The sequence below is a fragment of the Daejeonella sp. genome (assembly GCF_049655485.1).
Lineage (GTDB): Bacteria > Bacteroidota > Bacteroidia > Sphingobacteriales > Sphingobacteriaceae > Daejeonella.
The window spans coordinates 1-17,711 of record NZ_JBASJU010000063.1; the positions used below are offsets into that span (position 1 = coordinate 1).

Annotated in this window: 16 protein-coding genes; 8 read left to right on the forward strand and 8 right to left on the reverse strand. The window is 40.1% G+C overall.

What is annotated here, in order from left to right; genetic code table 11:
* The 3 genes from WBJ10_RS02695 to WBJ10_RS02705 form a co-directional block, all read right to left on the reverse strand.
* On the reverse strand, positions 1–2,383 hold a 2,383-nt coding region (locus tag WBJ10_RS02695; RefSeq protein WP_424288013.1), incomplete at its 3' end, for a zinc-dependent metalloprotease.
* A 90-nt stretch (positions 2,384–2,473) separates the two neighbouring features.
* A complete protein-coding gene (locus WBJ10_RS02700) occupies positions 2,474–3,709 on the reverse strand; it encodes an aspartyl protease family protein (protein WP_424288014.1) in 1,236 nt (411 codons plus the stop codon).
* Between the two features lie 287 nt (positions 3,710–3,996).
* Positions 3,997–4,977 (reverse strand): YihY/virulence factor BrkB family protein, encoded by a 981-nt coding sequence (locus tag WBJ10_RS02705; RefSeq protein ID WP_424288015.1) that lies wholly within the window; start codon positions 4,975–4,977, stop codon positions 3,997–3,999.
* Positions 4,978–5,081: 104 nt separating this feature from the next.
* Between WBJ10_RS02705 and WBJ10_RS02710 the strand changes: the two genes are divergently transcribed.
* Positions 5,082–6,116: an aminotransferase class I/II-fold pyridoxal phosphate-dependent enzyme gene (locus WBJ10_RS02710; RefSeq protein WP_424288016.1), complete on the forward strand. Its 1,035-nt coding sequence runs from the start codon at positions 5,082–5,084 to the stop codon at positions 6,114–6,116.
* 61 nt (positions 6,117–6,177) lie between these two features.
* Here the strand turns inward: WBJ10_RS02710 and WBJ10_RS02715 are convergent, their stop codons facing one another.
* The 4 genes from WBJ10_RS02715 to WBJ10_RS02730 all read right to left on the reverse strand — a co-directional run bounded on the left by WBJ10_RS02715 (position 6,178) and on the right by WBJ10_RS02730 (position 10,144).
* Positions 6,178–6,858, reverse strand: coding sequence for a M15 family metallopeptidase (locus WBJ10_RS02715; protein WP_424288017.1), 681 nt, complete (start codon positions 6,856–6,858; stop codon positions 6,178–6,180).
* Positions 6,855–8,066 carry an alanine dehydrogenase gene (locus tag WBJ10_RS02720; protein ID WP_424288061.1) on the reverse strand — a complete coding sequence of 404 codons (1,212 nt, stop codon included), beginning with the start codon at positions 8,064–8,066 and terminating at the stop codon, positions 6,855–6,857. The genes WBJ10_RS02715 and WBJ10_RS02720 overlap by 4 nt, the downstream gene beginning before the upstream one ends.
* A gap of 75 nt (positions 8,067–8,141) precedes the next feature.
* Positions 8,142–8,555, reverse strand: a complete 414-nt coding sequence (gene tsaE, locus WBJ10_RS02725) for a tRNA (adenosine(37)-N6)-threonylcarbamoyltransferase complex ATPase subunit type 1 TsaE (protein ID WP_424288018.1) — start codon at positions 8,553–8,555, stop codon at positions 8,142–8,144.
* A 35-nt stretch (positions 8,556–8,590) separates the two neighbouring features.
* Positions 8,591–10,144: a PglZ domain-containing protein gene (locus WBJ10_RS02730; protein WP_424288019.1), complete on the reverse strand. Its 1,554-nt coding sequence runs from the start codon at positions 10,142–10,144 to the stop codon at positions 8,591–8,593.
* Positions 10,145–10,240: 96 nt separating this feature from the next.
* On the opposite strand from WBJ10_RS02730, the gene WBJ10_RS02735 reads away from it, so the two are divergent.
* From WBJ10_RS02735 to WBJ10_RS02765, 7 genes are all read left to right on the forward strand, one after another.
* A complete protein-coding gene (locus WBJ10_RS02735; RefSeq protein WP_424288020.1) occupies positions 10,241–11,479 on the forward strand; it encodes an HD domain-containing protein in 1,239 nt (412 codons plus the stop codon).
* A 70-nt stretch (positions 11,480–11,549) separates the two neighbouring features.
* Positions 11,550–12,587 (forward strand): UDP-3-O-(3-hydroxymyristoyl)glucosamine N-acyltransferase, encoded by a 1,038-nt coding sequence (lpxD, locus tag WBJ10_RS02740; protein WP_424288021.1) that lies wholly within the window; start codon positions 11,550–11,552, stop codon positions 12,585–12,587.
* A 30-nt stretch (positions 12,588–12,617) separates the two neighbouring features.
* Positions 12,618–14,030 (forward strand): bifunctional UDP-3-O-[3-hydroxymyristoyl] N-acetylglucosamine deacetylase/3-hydroxyacyl-ACP dehydratase, encoded by a 1,413-nt coding sequence (locus tag WBJ10_RS02745; protein WP_424288022.1) that lies wholly within the window; start codon positions 12,618–12,620, stop codon positions 14,028–14,030.
* Positions 14,027–14,815, forward strand: coding sequence for an acyl-ACP--UDP-N-acetylglucosamine O-acyltransferase (lpxA, locus tag WBJ10_RS02750; protein ID WP_424288023.1), 789 nt, complete (start codon positions 14,027–14,029; stop codon positions 14,813–14,815). The genes WBJ10_RS02745 and lpxA overlap by 4 nt, the downstream gene beginning before the upstream one ends.
* 85 nt (positions 14,816–14,900) lie before the next feature.
* Positions 14,901–15,518 (forward strand): ABC transporter ATP-binding protein, encoded by a 618-nt coding sequence (locus WBJ10_RS02755; RefSeq protein WP_424288024.1) that lies wholly within the window; start codon positions 14,901–14,903, stop codon positions 15,516–15,518.
* Positions 15,519–15,659: 141 nt separating this feature from the next.
* Positions 15,660–16,220, forward strand: coding sequence for an elongation factor P (gene efp / locus WBJ10_RS02760; protein ID WP_424288025.1), 561 nt, complete (start codon positions 15,660–15,662; stop codon positions 16,218–16,220).
* 107 nt (positions 16,221–16,327) lie between these two features.
* Positions 16,328–16,906 (forward strand): 5-formyltetrahydrofolate cyclo-ligase, encoded by a 579-nt coding sequence (locus tag WBJ10_RS02765; protein ID WP_424288026.1) that lies wholly within the window; start codon positions 16,328–16,330, stop codon positions 16,904–16,906.
* A gap of 34 nt (positions 16,907–16,940) precedes the next feature.
* Here WBJ10_RS02765 and WBJ10_RS02770 read toward each other — a convergent pair whose 3' ends face one another.
* Entirely contained in the window at positions 16,941–17,708 is a 768-nt protein-coding gene (locus WBJ10_RS02770) for an exodeoxyribonuclease III (protein ID WP_424288027.1), read from the reverse strand.
* Positions 17,709–17,711: the final 3 nt, after the last annotated feature.

Consider the following 17,711-nt stretch of genomic DNA (forward strand, 5'->3'; position numbering starts at 1 on the left):
TGGCCATCGGACGGATATCTGATTGAGAAGCATCCATCTGAGGAGCCGCCTGAGCCGAAAATTGGCCTCCGGTAGTAGGGGCAGGCTCATTTTCATTCAATAGAAATGACATCCTCTCTATATAAGCCCTTTGTAAATTCCTGCGGTAGGTATCGATATTTGCGCCCGTTTTTAATTCCGACCAGATACCATTTCGCAGGTCAGCGAATAGTTCATCCATACTATATGCCTGAGCACCATTCTTAACAGAATTATCGATAACCCGGTTAAGACGGGAAAAGTCAAGTATACCATTCAATACACCAACCTGAGTTCTTCTTAATCGCTCAACGATACCAGCATTGTCAAATTTATTCAGAAGTGTTTGGTTAAGCATCCAGTTGGGTGTATTAAATGCCTGTTCATTTATAAACCTGACTGCTTCTTTTTGTTTTTCCTGCGGTACATGAGTATAAACCGGGCCTTTTTGCTCATAGGTTTTATCGTTCTCATAGATTCCACCAATATTAGACCTTACGTGCCCCATGTATCGGTTCCATTGACCTATAGCCTCACCAAAAAGTTCCTGCAAGTTACTGTAGGGTTGGCCTTCTTCGTAAGTCCATTTTTCAATATTAGGAAGTATTCGTTTCAAGTTAGCAATTCCATAAGTCGACGCTTTAATAGCATCATCACCGAGATCTTCAGATTGTGATCTCGGGTCTATTGGATTGCCTGTTTGCTGTCCGTAAAAATAAGCCGGATCACCTGCTTTTTCGATAGTCCACTTGTTTAGAATTTTAGCTTCTTCTGTAGGGGTTTTGCCATCAAACCAGGTGTATCCCCATTTGATGGACCACTTATCATAGTCGCCGATTCCAGGGTATAATACAACCCCTTCATCACCGGGCTGAGCAATATAATTGAACCTGGCATAATCCATAATTGAAGGAGCAGTCCCACCCATCCTTTTAGTGAAGGTCCTGGAGCGAAGTGAATCAACAGGGTACGCTACGCTGGATCCAAAATTGTGTGGCAGTCCGAGAGTGTGCCCTACTTCATGTGATGACACAAAACGTATAAGCTGTCCCATTATCTCATCCTTAAATTTCGCACTGCGGGCATCTGGATTTATAGCTGCTGTTTGAATGAAAAACCAGTTTCTCACCAAATTCATTACATTATGATACCAACCAATATCAGACTCCATAATTTCACCAGATCGCGGATCAGCGATATGAGGGCCGTAGGCATTTGCAATATTAGAGGCAAAATATCTTATAACAGAATATCTGGCGTCTTCTGGAGACCAATCAGGATCGTTCGTTGGCGGTTCTAATGCTGTAATAGCGTTTTTAAAGCCAGCAGCCTCGAAAGCCACGTTCCAATCTTTTACACCATCAATAAGATAAGGTCTCCATTTTGCAGGTGTAGCAGGATCAATATAATATACAATCTGTTTCTTTGGTTCAACCAACTCCCCACGTTTATAGGCTGCGGGATCTTTGGGCTCAAGTTTCCACCGGCGAATATATCGTGTTACCTGTGCTTTTTGCGCATCTAATCCATAGTCTGTCTGGCTTTGGCTAAAAAATCCTACCCTATCATCTGAAAAACGCGCTTGATACGGCACTTTTGGTAAAAGAAGCATAGAATTATGAATTTCCACAGTCATCGAGCCGATAGATTTATCACCCGGTGGGTCGGTCGCACGGTAGGTCTTTAATGACCGAACTTCAATATTTATGGGAAAAGACTTAATCGTATCTACGTACGTCCGTGTATCATCCATTGTGGTTATCTTATACAAAGTACGTAAGCTTTGGGGAAGGCCCAGAGATTGAACGTCTTTTGAATAAAGGTCTGTTACGTCAATTACAACGGAATTTGAATCCTTGTTTAACGCTTTAATATCGAATGATGAAAGGACTGCATCCAGATTTGAATTTCTTACTGCTTCAAACATTTCTGTTTCTTTTGCTGCAATATTCCTATAAGAAGGAATGCGAATAAATACCTGTTTATCTCTTTTTTGCCACTTCCAAACTTGCTCGTTTAGCTCTTCACCGCCATATGTACCGTCGACAGTAGGTGTTTTTGCGTAACGGGTCACGACAAGCATTTCCCGATCGAAAAGAGAATCAGGGATCTCGTAAAAGTATTTCCCGTCTAAGCGGTGGACTTTAAAAAGTCCATTGTCGGTCTTAGCTTTGTCAGTAATAACTTCCTTATACGGCCTGATTCCTGTTTTTGGCGTTGGAGTGGCCGGTGCTGGGGTAGTGCTTGTTGCAGGAGCCGGGGGATCGGTTTGTCTTCTGTTTTGAGCTGCCACATTTTCGGGGCACAGATTCACCAATAACACCGCAGCTACTGCATAACGGAGATAGGTTAAATTAATATTCATAAAAAAATAAAGGATTAGAAATACTTAATCTACAAATGTATTATTTGGAAGTAATAATGGGATACTTATTACCAAATTAAAATTCTCTTGTTAAATTCTTCTTTTTAGGGTCAGGATGACTCTTTCTCGGTTCCTAATATTTTTGCTACCCTGCGGCAGGACATCAAGAATGAAGCTTCGGTCGGATTTGGATCGAAATAAATTATCTATTTCTGACGCTGTCATTTCGGTAACCGGTTTGAAATTTATAGCCAGTATCTCATCATTGTTACGCAATCCGATTTCATCTGCAGAAGATCCTGGTTCCACACGGGTAACAATTAATCGTTCGAAATTCTCCCCCGCAGATGTAAGTTCCATGCCACTCATATCGTGCTCGAAAGGTTCATTTAGCGTAACTCCGGGCTTTATGTATAAAGCGGACTCATTGTAATTAAAAATCACATTGAACTTTCTAAGAACCATTATTCCCATGTTCCCATTCCTGCTTACCGAATAAACCTTTGAGGCTACATCGTCGTAATCGGGAAAAGCTGTAATTACATCGGTTAAGGTATATTTCCCAAAAGTCAATGATTTGACACGACTTATATAACCACTTATGGGTCCCGAGAGGCCAATGCCCAGATTTCCCGCGATGTTTATTTTGGGAACTTCAAAAGGAACTCCTCCATTTGTTTCCAGTGAAAGGGGATGGCCTGCCCCTGTGTCCAGGATGAGTTTAGCAGCTATCTTCTCACCAGAATCTAATTGAATGTTTGAAATAAGATAGGGTTTCCTGTCCTCAATCATTAGAGGAATACGATATCCCTTTCGCGCTATATAAGCTGTTTCGGGTCTGTAAATAGTCAAGGTATTTAAGGTGAAATTTATCTTCACAACAAAACTGTTGAAAAATTCATATCCAATCAGCCCGTGGACAGGCATCCCAACATAATTCGAAAGCTCAAAAATATCTTTCCTAAGAATTGCAGCCGATAAGCCTTTAGCAGTTGTCGTTCCAAAACCAACATCGATAGAGGGGGTTACATAAGCACTTAATGGGTCGCCATCACCAAAACCCGTGATATTGATACTTCGCAGGGTTTTGATCGCAACGGAATCAATAAGTGAAGGATCAGAAATCAGCATCAACCCTACCCCAGTATCCAGAACAAAATTAAATGGCCCTTTTCCATTAACCATTAGTTTGATGATCATCAAATTTTTGGCCATTTTAAAGGGGACAATTTCTTTTTTACGCTTTCCGGGGAACTCGAACTTTTGGGCTACTGCATCATTGAAGCATGGGAAATAAGCGAACATTACGATAAAAACTTTTATCATAAAAGAGGATATAACCCGCTTAATCAGGAAATTACACATGATGCCTAAACAAGTTACGGCATAATATGATAATCCGATTCAATTCTTTGTAATTCTTCTTACAAAGGTCGTAGACTTATCTTTTCTTTTTAGAGCTACAATTGTAACGGCCGCAACCGTGGGTCAGAAATGATAGAATGGATGAATATTTACATCCATACCGTTGAGCCTTAAAGCCATTGGTTTTTCCGAATTTGATGAGCATTTTAATGATATTGCTTCAGGATCGGTTGAATTAACACGAAAGATCACTTTTTGATCTTAGTTGTGCCTTCATAGGTTTTATCATGATCCTGAACTGGTAAAACCGCTACTTTTTTTTCTTCTTCAACCTGGGATACGAAAACCGCATATTCTGCCGGCCTGATCTTGCCTCCATAACAGTCTGAATATACCTGCGTAAATTCTGCTCCAAAAAACAGTATAGCAGAAGTATAATAGACCCATATAAGGATCACGATTAGAGAACCTGCTGCTCCGTAAGCAGAACCGGGCCCAACCTGCTCGATATATAAGCCGATCAGAAACTTACCGATCATAAATAGTATAGCAGTAAAGTATGCCCCCAATCTAACATCTTCCCATTCGATCAACACATCAGGCAGGAATTTAAATATGATTCCAAATAATGTGGAGATTATAGCAAAAGTCAGCACGAGGTTGACCATATTAATGACAAATATGGTAATGTCTGGAAAATAGATTTGAAGCTTGGAGCTTAAAGCTAATACCATCCCGTTGATTACAAGCGAAACAATCAGGAGAAATCCTAATCCGATAACCATAGAAAAGGAAAGGACCCTGTTCGTGATCATTTTCAACCAGCCCTTTTTAGGTTTTGCCCTCACTCTCCAAATGGAATTAATGGAATCCTGTATTTCAATAAAAACGCCGGTAGTACCAATAAAAAGGGTAATGGAACCAATAATTATTGCAAATGTAGATTGCTGATTATCAGAAATGCTTTTAATTGTTTCCTGAATTTGCACAGCGGCGTCGGTCCCGACAAATTTATTAATTTCGGCAAAGATCTTGCCCTGAGCGGCCTCCTGTCCATAAAAAATGCCTGCAAGCGACACGATGATTAATAGAAGCGGCGCAATAGCAAATGTTGTGTAATATGCCAGGGATGCGCTCATTTTCAACGCATTATCGTCTAAGAATGCATTGGATGCCTTATAAAGCAAGTTCCCGGAATTTTTTAACTTAAACTTTTCCTTTTTTTCCATATAAGTTTATTACGTGAATATCCTGAGATTAATCAGTTTTATAAAATTAAAACTCATATTTGTGATTTTCATTGATTACAGGCAATTTACGGACCATAATAAGCATGAAACTATTTTTCGGAGGCACCGCCTACCTGGGAATTCCATTTAATGAAAAATTCAAACAACTTGTATTAGAAGGAATTGATCTTTATGGGATAAATTATGGAGCTTCGAGGAATAATAACGTCAGCCTTGATGTGTTTGCCCATGCGGAATCAGAGGCGGCAAAAAGATGCGGAGCGGAGGATTCGATAATAGTATCAAGCGGGTACTTATCAGCCCAACTGGTAATACAGCATTATTTTCAAAATTTTCGTTTTATTTATGCTCCTGACACTCATCCCGCCTTATGGATTGGGCAACCAAAGCCTCCAGTTATGAGTTTTAGAGAATGGGTCGATCAAACTGTTGAGGAAGTTAATGATTCGAATGAACCCGTCTTTCTAATCACAAATTCGCTTAACAATCTTTTTCCCGAAATTTTTGAGTTTGACTGGCTAAACGAAATTCTACCGGACAGGAGGGTTTGCCTACTGGTAGACGATTCGCATGGTATAGGTATTACGGGTGAAAAGGGTGAGGGTGTGTATTCAAGAATTCCCCGGCTCCCGAATGTTGAAACCATAGTAATCGCATCAATGGCAAAAGCATTAGGTGTTGATGCTGGCGTAATTTTAGGAACAAAGAAAATCATAGATAAATTAAGAACTTCCCCTGTTTATGCAGGAGCTTCCCCGCCCTCACCGGGAGTTTTATTGGCCTACGTTAATGCGTATGCGATTTACCAGGAAGAATTGCAAAAACTTAGATCCAACACAAAATTCTTCACTGGCCTCATTGGTAAGATAGCAGGCCTGTCATATATCAATGATTTTCCGGTTATTTTGATCAATGATGCTTATGCCGGCAATTTTCTGGCTCCGAAAGGGATTATGATATCTTCTTTTGCATACCCGGACCCTAAGGGCAAACCTTTGAATCGGGTAGTTTTAAATAGCGGGCATAGTAAGATTGAATTGAGGGGATTGGCGGAAGCGATTTTAGAGAGCCAGGAACAAGGAATAAGGAACAAAGACAACAGACAAACTAATAGTTAATATTCTACAGATAAGATTGTAGGAACGAGAAAAAGTCCTTGCTCCTTGCTCTTTATTCACCTCAAAGTTCTTCAAACCCGATATCCATCAGCTCAAAACTTTTCCAGCCTTTGAAATCGAAGTGCCACCATTCATTGTCTAGTACCCAGAAACCATTTCTTTGCATGACGTTAATCAGCAGATCACGGTTCTTTATTACCTGCGGAGGCAAATCCATAAAGCTTGGGCTTGCTTCGGCAGCGAAGCTGTCGTAAGGAGTAGGCATTTTTAACTCCTTTCCGGTTTTTAAGTTTATTATCGTAAGGTCTATAGCACATCCGCGGTTATGTCTGGATCCTTCTTTGGGATCTGCAACAAAGTTTTTATCGGATGCAACTTCAAAAAACTTAACAGTAACACTGTAAGGACGATATGCGTCAAATATTTTTAAACCCAGACCAGACTTGTTAAGTTCGGCTTGTACACTTTTCAGAGCTTTTGCCACAGGTAATCTCGCAAATGCACGCGCCTGTTTATAAACCGCTTGTTTTGCAAAGTTGTTTTTTGTCGCGTACCGAATATCCAATTTAATTCCAGGGATATATTTTTTGAGTTCTACGAGTTCTTTTTCGGGATTCTCAGACACCTCGTTTTTATAATCTGCTATGCTGTTTATAACCTTTAATCCAAAAGGATTGGCTTTTTGGGCAAAAAGTTGAGGTGAAAGAATTACAAAAAAGAATAGTATGAGCCTGTTAATCATCGATTTGAAACTATGAGCAGATCAAGATCCTTAACAGGTATATTAAAACGTTCTGAAAGGTCTTTATTAGTTAATTTACCCTGGTATAAATAGGTTGCATTTCGTATTCCCGGCCGTTCCCAAATGAGATTCATGACCCCGCCCATTTCCCCGATATCCAGTAAAATGGGTGTAAAAATATTGGTTAAAGCGTAAGTAGCGGTACGCGAAACACGTGATGCAATATTGGGCACGCAATAGTGAATAACGTCGTGTTTCCTAAAGGTAGGAACGGTATGATTCGTAACTTTTGATGTTTCAAAACAACCACCCTGATCTATGCTTACATCAATTATTACTGAATTAGGTTTCATTTTACTAACAGTTTCTTCAGATACAATACAAGGGCTCCGGCCGTGGCTTGCCCGGATTGCCCCTATAGCGACATCACAGTTCAGGATTGCTTTCTGGAGGACTACCGGCTGTATGACTGAGGTAAAGACGCGAGTTCCAATATTATTTTGAAGCCGCCTTAATCTATAGATTGAACTGTCAAAAACCTTGACTTCAGCGCCCAATGCAATTGCAGTTCTGGCAGCATATTCTCCAACAGTACCAGCACCAAGAATCACAATTTCGGTTGGAGGCACGCCGGTTATACCACCAAGCATTAAACCTTTGCCTTCAAAAACATTACTCAAGTACTCTGCAGCGATAAGAACAGAAGTTGCCCCTACAATCTCGCTCATCGCCCTGACCACGCTAAGAACATTCCCCTCGTCTCGAAGATACTCAAAGGAGAAAGCTGTAACCTTCTTTTTCATCAGAGCCTGCAAAAATTCCGCTTTCATTGTTGCCATTTGAAGTGCAGAAAATAAGACTTGTCCCATTTTCATCATAATTAGCTCATCGGGCGTAGGAGGAGCAATTTTGATTATTATATCTGCTTTATATACTTCCTTTTTATCATATACAATCCGCGCTCCCTGCTCACTGTAATGATCATCGGTAAAGTTTGCAGCTATCCCTGCACCAGCTTCGATAACTACTTCATGACCATTTTGGATTAATAAGCCAACGGACAGTGGGGTGAGTGCAATCCGGTTTTCCTGGAAGGAGGTTTCCTTGGGAATACCTATATAAAGGCTATTTTTCTTATTCCTAACTTCCAACATTGCCTCCTGCGGCTGCATCATAGCCTGTCTTGCAATGTCAGATAATTCACTCATCATAGGATTTCAATAGGGGATGGAAGGTACAAAAAATTTAAAAAAAGATGCAGTCTTAATTTACATTAATTACTTTCAGATTTTGCTTAAATGTATCGTTCGTAGATTTTCGTCGGTTTCCATAATTACCTTAATATAGTTTCGGGGCCACAGGCCTTCGATTCTTTCGGGCCACTCAATGAAACAGTAATTTCCCGAATAAGCATATTCTTCAAAGCCAAGATCATATGCCTCGATCTCACTCTTGATTCGAAAGAAATCAAAATGAAACACCTGGCCAAGCGGTGAATTATACTCATTAACAATCGAGTAAGTTGGGCTGGATGCGGTATCATCAACTCCAAGTTCTTCACAAATGAATTTAATGAAGGTGGTTTTCCCCGCTCCCATCGGCCCTTCAAATAGAAATACTCTTTCTCCCGTGGAAAAGTCCAGTAATTGCCTTGCAGCATCGGGAAGTTCATTAATATCACGAAGCAGAATTTCCATGCCGTAAAAATAGAAAATATGCCTGATCTTGAATCCTATTTAGGGCTGTATGTTACGTACGGTACGATCATTTCTTCCAATGAGATACCTCCGTGCTGGAAGGTTTCATTAAAATAGTTTACAAACTGATTGTAATTGTTGGGATAAACAAAGTAACTGTCTTCTTTTGCGAAGATGAAACCTGAGCTCATATGAAGCTTAGGTAACATCGCGTCGTGAGGATTCTTTACATGGAACACTTCTTTTGCATTAAAATTGAGATTTTTGCCTTGTTTATAACGCAAGTTCGAATTTGTATTCCTGTCACCAATCACTTTGCTTGGATGTTTTACCCTTATTGTACCGTGATCAGTAGTAATTATAAGTTTTATATCTTTTTGTGCAAGTTTTTTCAGAGCATCCAAAAGAGGTGAGTGGACGAACCATGAAAGAGTTAAGGAGCGGTATGCTGCTTCGTCATTAGCAAGTTCCCGTATCATAGCCATATCTGTACGTGCATGCGAAAGCATATCGACAAAGTTGTATACAATGACATTCAGGTCATTGCCCATCAGATTGTTGATATTCTCGTTGATAGCCTTCCCCTGTTCGTAGGTCAGGATTTTATTATAAGAATATTTACACTCTTTTCGCATGAGCCGCTGAATCTGGTCAGCAAGGAACTTTTCTTCATATAAATTTTTACCGCCTTCATCCTCATCATTCTGCCACATGTCCGGAAATCGCTTTTCCATTTCTAATGGCATGAGTCCCGAGAAGATGGCATTCCTGGCATATTGTGTTGCAGTAGGAAGAATACTGTAGTAACTTTCCTCCGCGTCGACCCTATAGTAATCCATAAGAATGGAGTTTATCATCTTCCATTGGTCGTAACGAAGGTTGTCTATCAGTATGAAAAAGGTTGGTTTTTTTGATTCGAGAGAAGGAAATACTTTTTTGGCGAATAGCTGGTTGGAAGTGATTGGACCGTCCTGAGGGTTTTTTAACCAGTTCAAATAATTCTTCTCAACAAATTTTGAAAATTGGACGTTCGCTTCTGCTTTCTGGACTGTGAGAATTTCATGCATTCCTTCATCTTCCAGTGTTTCGAGCGAAAGCTCCCAGTAAACCAATTTCTTATAAACGTCAACCCATTCTGAATAGCTAAGATTGTCATTAAGAGTCATTCCCAGGGTCCTAAAATCCTGCTGATAGGCCATAGATGTTTTCTCGCTGACAAGTCTTTTATTATCTATAAGTTTTTTGATGGTTAGAAGAATCTGTTTGGGATTAACTGGCTTAATAAGATAATCATCAATTTTAAATCCAATTGCATCCTCCATCATGTACTCCTCTTCATTTTTGGTGATAAGTACAATAGGCACGTCTGGATCGATGGTCTTTATTTTTGCAAGTGTTTCTAAACCCGTGAGACCCGGCATATTTTCATCTAAAAACACAAGGTCAAAATTTTCTTTTATAAAACAATCTAATGCATCATTTCCATTAGTAACTGTTTTGATTTTGTAACCCTTTTCATTCAAAAATAATATATGTGGTTTGAGCAAATCGATTTCATCATCTGCCCACAAAATGTTTGTTTCTTGCATATCAATGTAAATTTAGCAATAAATGATACAACGAACTTTTTTAAAAGCCCAATTGTCATTTAAAATAACAATTTTTGTGCCTTAGGGTTCTGAATTTTGAATAAGAAGAAAATAATTAATGATCCGGTTTATGGATTTATCACCATTCCTTCAGAATTGGTTTTTGATCTTATACAGCACCCTTATGTTCAGCGTCTTCGTTATATTAAACAGCTGGGAATGACCCACCTGGTGTATCCAGGAGCGCTGCACACCCGCTTTCATCATGCCATAGGCTCCATGCATTTAATGAGCCTTGCAATCGATACGATAAAAAGCAAAGGACAGGCTGTTTCTCAGGAAGAAGAAGAAGCGGTAACTATCGCTATACTTTTACATGATATCGGACACGGCCCATTTTCGCATGCACTCGAGCACACCATTGTAGAAGGTATTTCACACGAGCATATTTCCAAGCTCTTGATGGACACGCTGAATCAGGAGTTTGATGGGCGGCTACACCTTGCACTGGAGATTTTCAACGACCGTTATCACAAAAGATTTTTTCATCAGCTCGTTTCAGGACAACTTGATATTGACAGGATGGATTATCTTAACAGAGATAGTTTTTTTACCGGAGTATCTGAGGGAGTTATCAGCTTCGACAGGATAATAAAGATGCTGGACATAGTAGATGACCAGCTTGTAGTAGAAGAGAAAGGCATTTATTCTATCGAAAAGTTCCTGATAGCGCGGAGATTAATGTACTGGCAGGTTTATTTACATAAAACAGTCATAGCTGCAGAACAAATGCTTGTTAAGATACTTGAACGCGCAAAAGAACTGTCTGGCCTGGGAAGAAACTTGTTCGCTACCCCATCTTTCGCCTTCTTCCTGAATAACTCAATAAGCCGTGAGGATTTTAAGAATGATCATAGAATATTGGAGCTTTTTACAAAATTAGACGACAACGACATCTTCACTTCTATTAAGGTTTGGTGTGATGACGAAGATCTGATTTTATCCACTCTATGTACACATTTAATCCAGCGGAATCTCTACCAGGTTGAAATTACCAATGAACCACCTTCTCTGGAAAAAATTAATGATCTTGCAGAAAATGCAACAGATGAGTTCGAAATTGAAGATGATGACACTTCATATTTCGTATTTACTGATACGATAAAGAATAATGCATACAGCGTTGGCAGTGGCAGTATAAAAATATTGATGAAAAACGGAACAATCCAGGACATTACTACCGCATCAGATAATTCAAATCTCGAAGCGTTGGTACGGACCGTTCAGAAATATATTCTTTGTTATATTAAAGAAGTAAAACTATTTAAGGATTGACACGTCTAGTGCACAATGCACTTACAAGTACTAAATTTGTTCGTTAACTAATAACATCTAAATTTGCCGAATGCAATTAACTGCACATCAGATTGGAGTATTACTAGAAGGTACTGTTGAAGGTAATGCCGACGTCGCAGTTACTCAGCTGTCAAAGATCGAACAAGCCCGGGAAGGTTCTCTTTCGTTTCTATCAAACACCAAGTACGAACAGTATGTCTATACATCACAGGCATCTATTATTATCGTCAACGACGACTTTATCCCCTCTCAGCCCGTAGCTGCTACTCTGATTAGAGTAAAGAATTCCTATAGTGCATTTTCTGTGCTTCTAGAGAAGTATGATGAAATAATTAAGTCGAATAAAAACGGAATCGAACAATATAGTTTTGTCCATCCAACTGCTAAGATAGGTAAGGACGTATATGTCGGATCATTTGCTTACATCGGCCCTAATGTTAAAATAGGTGATGGGAGTAAAATTTATCCCAACGTTTATGTTGCCGACAATGTGACGATTGGGAAGAATGTTACTTTGTATGCCGGGGTCAAAGTATATTTCAATTGTGAAATTGGCGACAAAAGTATAATTCATTCCGGTGCTATCATTGGTGCAGACGGATTTGGATTTGTTCCAGATGGTCTGGGAAGTTATCGCAAGGTTAGCCAGATAGGAAATGTTGTTGTTGAAGAAAACGTTGAAATTGGTTCGAATACAACTGTTGATCGCGCCACAATGGGCTCGACGATTATCCGTAAGGGAGTAAAACTCGACAACCTGATCCAGATCGCACACAATGTGGAGGTAGGAGCAAATACAGTCATTGCTGCCCAAACCGGGATTTCCGGAAGCACTAAAATCGGCGAAAACTGCGTTATAGGGGGACAAGTAGGCATTGTAGGGCATATTACTATAGCGAATGGGTCAAATATTGGAGCGAAGTCTGGCGTTAACAATTCAATAAAAGAGGAGAACTTAAGCTGGAATGGAGTGCCACTTGGAACCTACCGCGAGTCTCTTAAGGTGCAGGTTGTGATGAAGAGGCTGCCCGAACTTGAGAAGAGAATTCTGGAACTTGAAAAAATCATTAGAGACTATGTAAAATAATCGGTTAGGGAGACTGATTAAGAAAATACTATGAATGTAAAACAAAGAACAATAAAATCTGAAGTTTCAGTTACAGGGGTTGGCTTACATACGGGGCATGTGGCTACCATGACATTTAAGCCCGCACCAGAAAATCATGGTTATAAATTCCAACGAATAGATTTGCCCGGCTCTCCCATTATTGATGCGGATGTTGATAATGTTACCGATACTTCACGTGGAACAACAATTTCCCAAAATGGTGCCAGCGTTAACACTGTTGAACACGTACTAGCAAGTCTGGTTGGTGCTGAGGTTGATAATGTTATAATCGAGCTTGACGGGCCTGAAACCCCTATCATGGATGGAAGTTCGATTATGTTTATGGAGGCTTTAGAAAAAGCTGGGTTTGTGGAGCAAGAGGCTTATCGCGAGTATTATACAATTCCTCACAATATTCACTACTCAGAACCTGATCGAAAGGTTGAAATGGTAGCCATGCCTCTCGATGACTACAGGTTTACCTGTATGATCGATTACAATTCACCGGTATTAGGAAGCCAGCACGCAGCAATCACTACTATTTCGGAATTTAAAAAAGAGATAGCATCCTGCAGAACCTTCTGTTTCCTGCATGAGTTAGAAATGTTGTTGAAACACAACCTTATAAAGGGAGGAGATTTAAATAACGCGATTGTTGTTGTTGATAAACAAGTAAGCAAAGAAGAGCTTAAGAACTTAGCTAAGCTTTTCAACAGGGACGATATCGACGTCGCTAAAGAAGGAATTCTTAATAATATCGAACTTCGTCACCAGAACGAACCGGCTCGTCATAAACTTTTAGATATGATTGGTGACCTGGCACTAGTTGGGGTACCATTGAAAGGCCATATCATGGCAGCCAGGCCCGGCCATGCGGCAAACATTGCTTTTGCAAAGAAGATAAAAGCACAAATAAAAAAAGATAAGAGTAAAAAACACGTTCAGATCTATAATCCTAACGCAACTCCATTATATGATGTAGTTCAGATTATGAACATGCTTCCTCACAGGCAGCCCTTTTTGTTTATTGATAAAATACTGGAGCTGACTAAAACCTTTGTTGTGGGTGTTAAAAATGTCACAATGAATGAAGAGTTCTTTAAAGGCCACTTTCCTGGTGCCCCTGTGATGCCTGGGGTAATCCAGATCGAAGCCATGGCCCAAACGGGCGGGATTTTGTTGTTAAGTACCGTCCCGGACCCCAAAAACTACCTGACTTATTTTCTAAAAATAGATAAAGTAAGATTCCGTGCACAAGTATTACCCGGAGATACCATTATCTTTAGATGCGATCTGATGGAGCCAATACGACGAGGGATTTGCCAGATGAAAGGAGTTGGTATGGTAGGCGAAAAAATTGTAGTGGAAGCAGAAATGATGGCACAAATTATCAGAGTTAAAGAAAGTGAAGTAAGCGTATGATCCAGCCATTAGCATATATCCATCCACAAGCGAAAATTGCTGACAATGTTGTGATTGAGCCATTTGTAACAATATACAAAGATGTAACCATTGGTGAGGGCACATGGATAGGTTCTAACGTAACCATAATGGAGGGGGCGCGAATTGGAAAGAACTGCCGCATATTCCCGGGGGCAGTAATTTCTGCGCAACCGCAAGATTTAAAATATAAGGGTGAAGCGTCGACTGTTACGATCGGTGATAATACGATCATCCGAGAATGTGTTACACTTAACCGGGGAACAGCACTTGATAAAAATACAACTACTATAGGAGCAAATTGCCTTCTTATGGCATACGTTCATGTTGCTCATGATTGCGTAATCGGAGATAATGTAATTATTGCAAACTCTGTCCAACTAGCAGGGCATATCGAGGTTCAGGATTACGCATTTATTGGTGGCGCCTCGGCGGTTCATCAGTTTGTATCCATTGGAGCTCATTCTATTATTTCCGGAGGATCGCTTGTTCGTAAGGATGTGCCGCCATATACTAAAGCAGGCCGGGAACCGCTTTCTTATGTTGGAATTAATTCGGTTGGCCTTAGAAGAAGAGGTTTCTCCTCAGAGCAGATTTATGAGATTCAGGATATTTACAGGACTATTTTCTTAAAGAAGTTAAATATAAGCCGTGCACTCGATATTATTGAAACTGAACGCGAACCAACAGAAATACGCGACGAAATACTCGATTTTATTCGTAACTCGAATCGCGGCGTAATGAAAGGCTTTGGCAGTGGAGTTTAAAGGTGTAAATTCGTCCCAAATGGTTTCCTCACGAATTCTGCAATCACCCCCGAAGCTGAAGTGGGAACGTAATTCGTAATTGGCAATGAAGATCATCCTCGAACAGATTGGACGACGTTTTAACCGGGATTGGATCTTCAAAAATCTAAATTATACATTCGAAAGCGGGAAGTCATACGCAATCCTTGGTGCAAATGGCAGCGGTAAATCAACCCTGCTTCAGGTAATTTCGGGCAGCCTCACCAGTTCAGAAGGTAAGTTGAATTATACGAAAAAAGGTGTTCAGATTGATATCGAAAATGTATTTCCGGAACTGAGCATTGCGGCACCTTACCTGGATCTAATCGAGGAATTCTCTCTTAATGAACACATCGACTTCCATTTCCAGTTTAAAAATTACCGGGATGGTTATGATAAACGAACTCTTATTGCGCTTCTGAATCTATTACATTCAGAACATAAGGCTCTTAAAAACTTTTCTTCCGGTATGAAGCAGCGGGTGAAACTTGCACTTGCTTTCTGTTCTGATACTAAAGTACTTCTGCTCGATGAGCCGACCTCTAACCTTGACCAACAAGGCATAGAATGGTATCTTTCACTTATTAAACAGTTTTCCAACGATCGACTTGTCATTGTTTGTTCTAATCAGGAACATGAATATGCTTTTTGCAACGAAAAATTAAGCGTTGAAGACTATAAATAACCTATCTGAAATTATCAAGAAACGACCTGGCTTAAACCTTCAAAACGACCAAATATTCGGGTCTTGGTCTCCTGTTTTTTTGCCTTCTTTGAAAATTAATTAATTCCCCGTATCTTTGCCGCTCGAAACCACGAATGTATTATGGCAAAAGCGTCAGAGATTAAAACAGGTAATATTTTACGATATAATGGCGAACTGGTAACCGTAGATGAGATCGTTCATCGCACCCCGGGGAAAGGCGGTGCTTTTTACATCGGCAAATTTCGGAATATCAAGAGTGGAAAAACTGTAGAGGCACGTCTTGGAACAGATGAGCAAGTAGAGATCTGCCGCGTAGAAACGAGCGATTACCAGTATCTCTACGAAGAAGGCGATTATTTCATTGTAATGGATAATACCTCCTTTGAGCAATTCAGTATCGAAAAAACTTTGTTTGGCTCGGCGGCAAAATTCCTTAAAGAAGGTATGAATGTTATCGTTTCTTTTGAAAGTGAAGAACCGATTATGGCCCAGGCACCGACCACTGTAGAACTTGAGATTACTTACACGGAACCTGCTGTTAAAGGTGATACATCTACCAATGCATTGAAAAGTGCGACTGTTGAAACTGGTATTGAAATCAGGGTTCCCTTATTTGTAAATCAGGGAGATAAGGTCAGAGTTGATACTCGCACCGGTGAATATATAGAAAGGGTAAAATAGTATTATAGTTTAGTTTTAGTTTAGGTTGATTATGCGGTCTTTCCAGAGGTGGAGAGGCCGTTTTTTTTATTTAGCGATATTCTGGAAGAGTTTTTTAAATTAGGGACGTGGATAAAGCTACACTACGTCAACAGTCTTTAGAACGACGCCTTCAGCTCTCAAGGTCCAATTACTGGGCTCTTACAGAGGACATTATGGATCAGGTTAAACTTGTCAATTGGTTGAACTATAGCATGGTTCATATTTTCCTCCCCATTAGGAAACACAATGAAATCGATACTTTTTCCCTGCTAAATTATTTTAAACTTCAGCACCCGAAACTCACAATTGTGATACCCCGGACTGATTTTACCAACCTGTCTATCACAAATATTCTCTATGATCATGAATACACTATTTTAGGCAGAAACAAATATGATATCCCTGAGCCTATTCATGGAAAAGTTGTGCCTAATGAGGAAATTGACATCGTTTTTGTTCCTTTGCTTGGGTTCGACCAAAAGGGTAACCGAGTTGGTTATGGGAAAGGCTTTTATGATCGTTTTTTATCGGAATGCCGGCCCGATGTTGGCAAAATAGGCATGTCATTTTTTGAACCTATTGATGAGATCAGCGATGTGAATGAATTTGATATTCCGCTAGATTTGTGTATTACACCCGAAAAAACCTGGAACTTCAGAACTTAAATAGATGGAAACCAAATCAGGGTTACTTTACACTTTAAAATTTAAGTTCCAGCAGAACCGGACAATGATCTGAATGACGGGCTTCAGGTAGGATTGCTGAGCGCCTGATGTTATCGCGTAAAGCTTCTGAGACCATATTGTAATCGATACGCCAGCCTAGATTTTTCGACCTGGCATTAGCGCGGTAACTCCACCAGGTATAATTATGAGGTTCGGAATTCATATAACGGAAACTATCTACAAATCCGGAATAAATAAAATTTCCCAACCATTCGCGCTCGGCCGGAAGGAAGCCAGATGAATTTGCATTGGATTTAGGATTGTGAATATCTATGGCTTGGTGACAAATATTATAGTCGCCTGAAATCACAAGTTTAGGATGGTCTATTTTTATTTTGTCGGCGTATTCCTGAAAATCCTCCAAGAAACGGTATTTAAATTGCTGCCGCTCATCGCCGCTGGAGCCTGAGGGGAAATAAGTACTCATTACAGAAAAGTTCTCAAAATCCGCACGTATTACACGCCCCTCGCGATCATATTCTTCTATCCCACAACCATATTCTACATGTCTGGGCGAATGTTTGGTAAATATTGCTGTGCCACTATACCCTTTTTTTTCAGCCGGGTTCCAATAGTGCTCATATCCCATTTGTTCCAAAAGTAAGAGGTCAACCAGTTGATCAGGACTTGCTTTTATTTCCTGGAGGCATACGACATCCGGATCAGACGCCTTAAGCCAGGAAAGCCAATTTTTACTGAAGGCCGAACGTATCCCGTTAACATTGTATGAGATTATTTTCATGAA

Coding starts and splice junctions, on each gene's coding strand:
- WBJ10_RS02730 (WP_424288019.1), bottom strand. CDS start 10,144: ATGCAAGAAACAAACATTTTGTGGGCAGATGATGAAATCGATTTGCTC.
- WBJ10_RS02755 (WP_424288024.1), top strand. CDS start 14,901: ATGAAGATCATCCTCGAACAGATTGGACGACGTTTTAACCGGGATTGG.
- WBJ10_RS02705 (WP_424288015.1), bottom strand. CDS start 4,977: ATGGAAAAAAAGGAAAAGTTTAAGTTAAAAAATTCCGGGAACTTGCTT.
- WBJ10_RS02745 (WP_424288022.1), top strand. CDS start 12,618: ATGAATGTAAAACAAAGAACAATAAAATCTGAAGTTTCAGTTACAGGG.
- tsaE (WP_424288018.1), bottom strand. CDS start 8,555: ATGGAAATTCTGCTTCGTGATATTAATGAACTTCCCGATGCTGCAAGG.
- WBJ10_RS02770 (WP_424288027.1), bottom strand. CDS start 17,708: ATGAAAATAATCTCATACAATGTTAACGGGATACGTTCGGCCTTCAGT.
- lpxD (WP_424288021.1), top strand. CDS start 11,550: ATGCAATTAACTGCACATCAGATTGGAGTATTACTAGAAGGTACTGTT.
- efp (WP_424288025.1), top strand. CDS start 15,660: ATGGCAAAAGCGTCAGAGATTAAAACAGGTAATATTTTACGATATAAT.
- WBJ10_RS02710 (WP_424288016.1), top strand. CDS start 5,082: ATGAAACTATTTTTCGGAGGCACCGCCTACCTGGGAATTCCATTTAAT.
- lpxA (WP_424288023.1), top strand. CDS start 14,027: ATGATCCAGCCATTAGCATATATCCATCCACAAGCGAAAATTGCTGAC.
- WBJ10_RS02720 (WP_424288061.1), bottom strand. CDS start 8,066: ATGAGTGAATTATCTGACATTGCAAGACAGGCTATGATGCAGCCGCAG.
- WBJ10_RS02700 (WP_424288014.1), bottom strand. CDS start 3,709: ATGATAAAAGTTTTTATCGTAATGTTCGCTTATTTCCCATGCTTCAAT.
- WBJ10_RS02715 (WP_424288017.1), bottom strand. CDS start 6,858: ATGATTAACAGGCTCATACTATTCTTTTTTGTAATTCTTTCACCTCAA.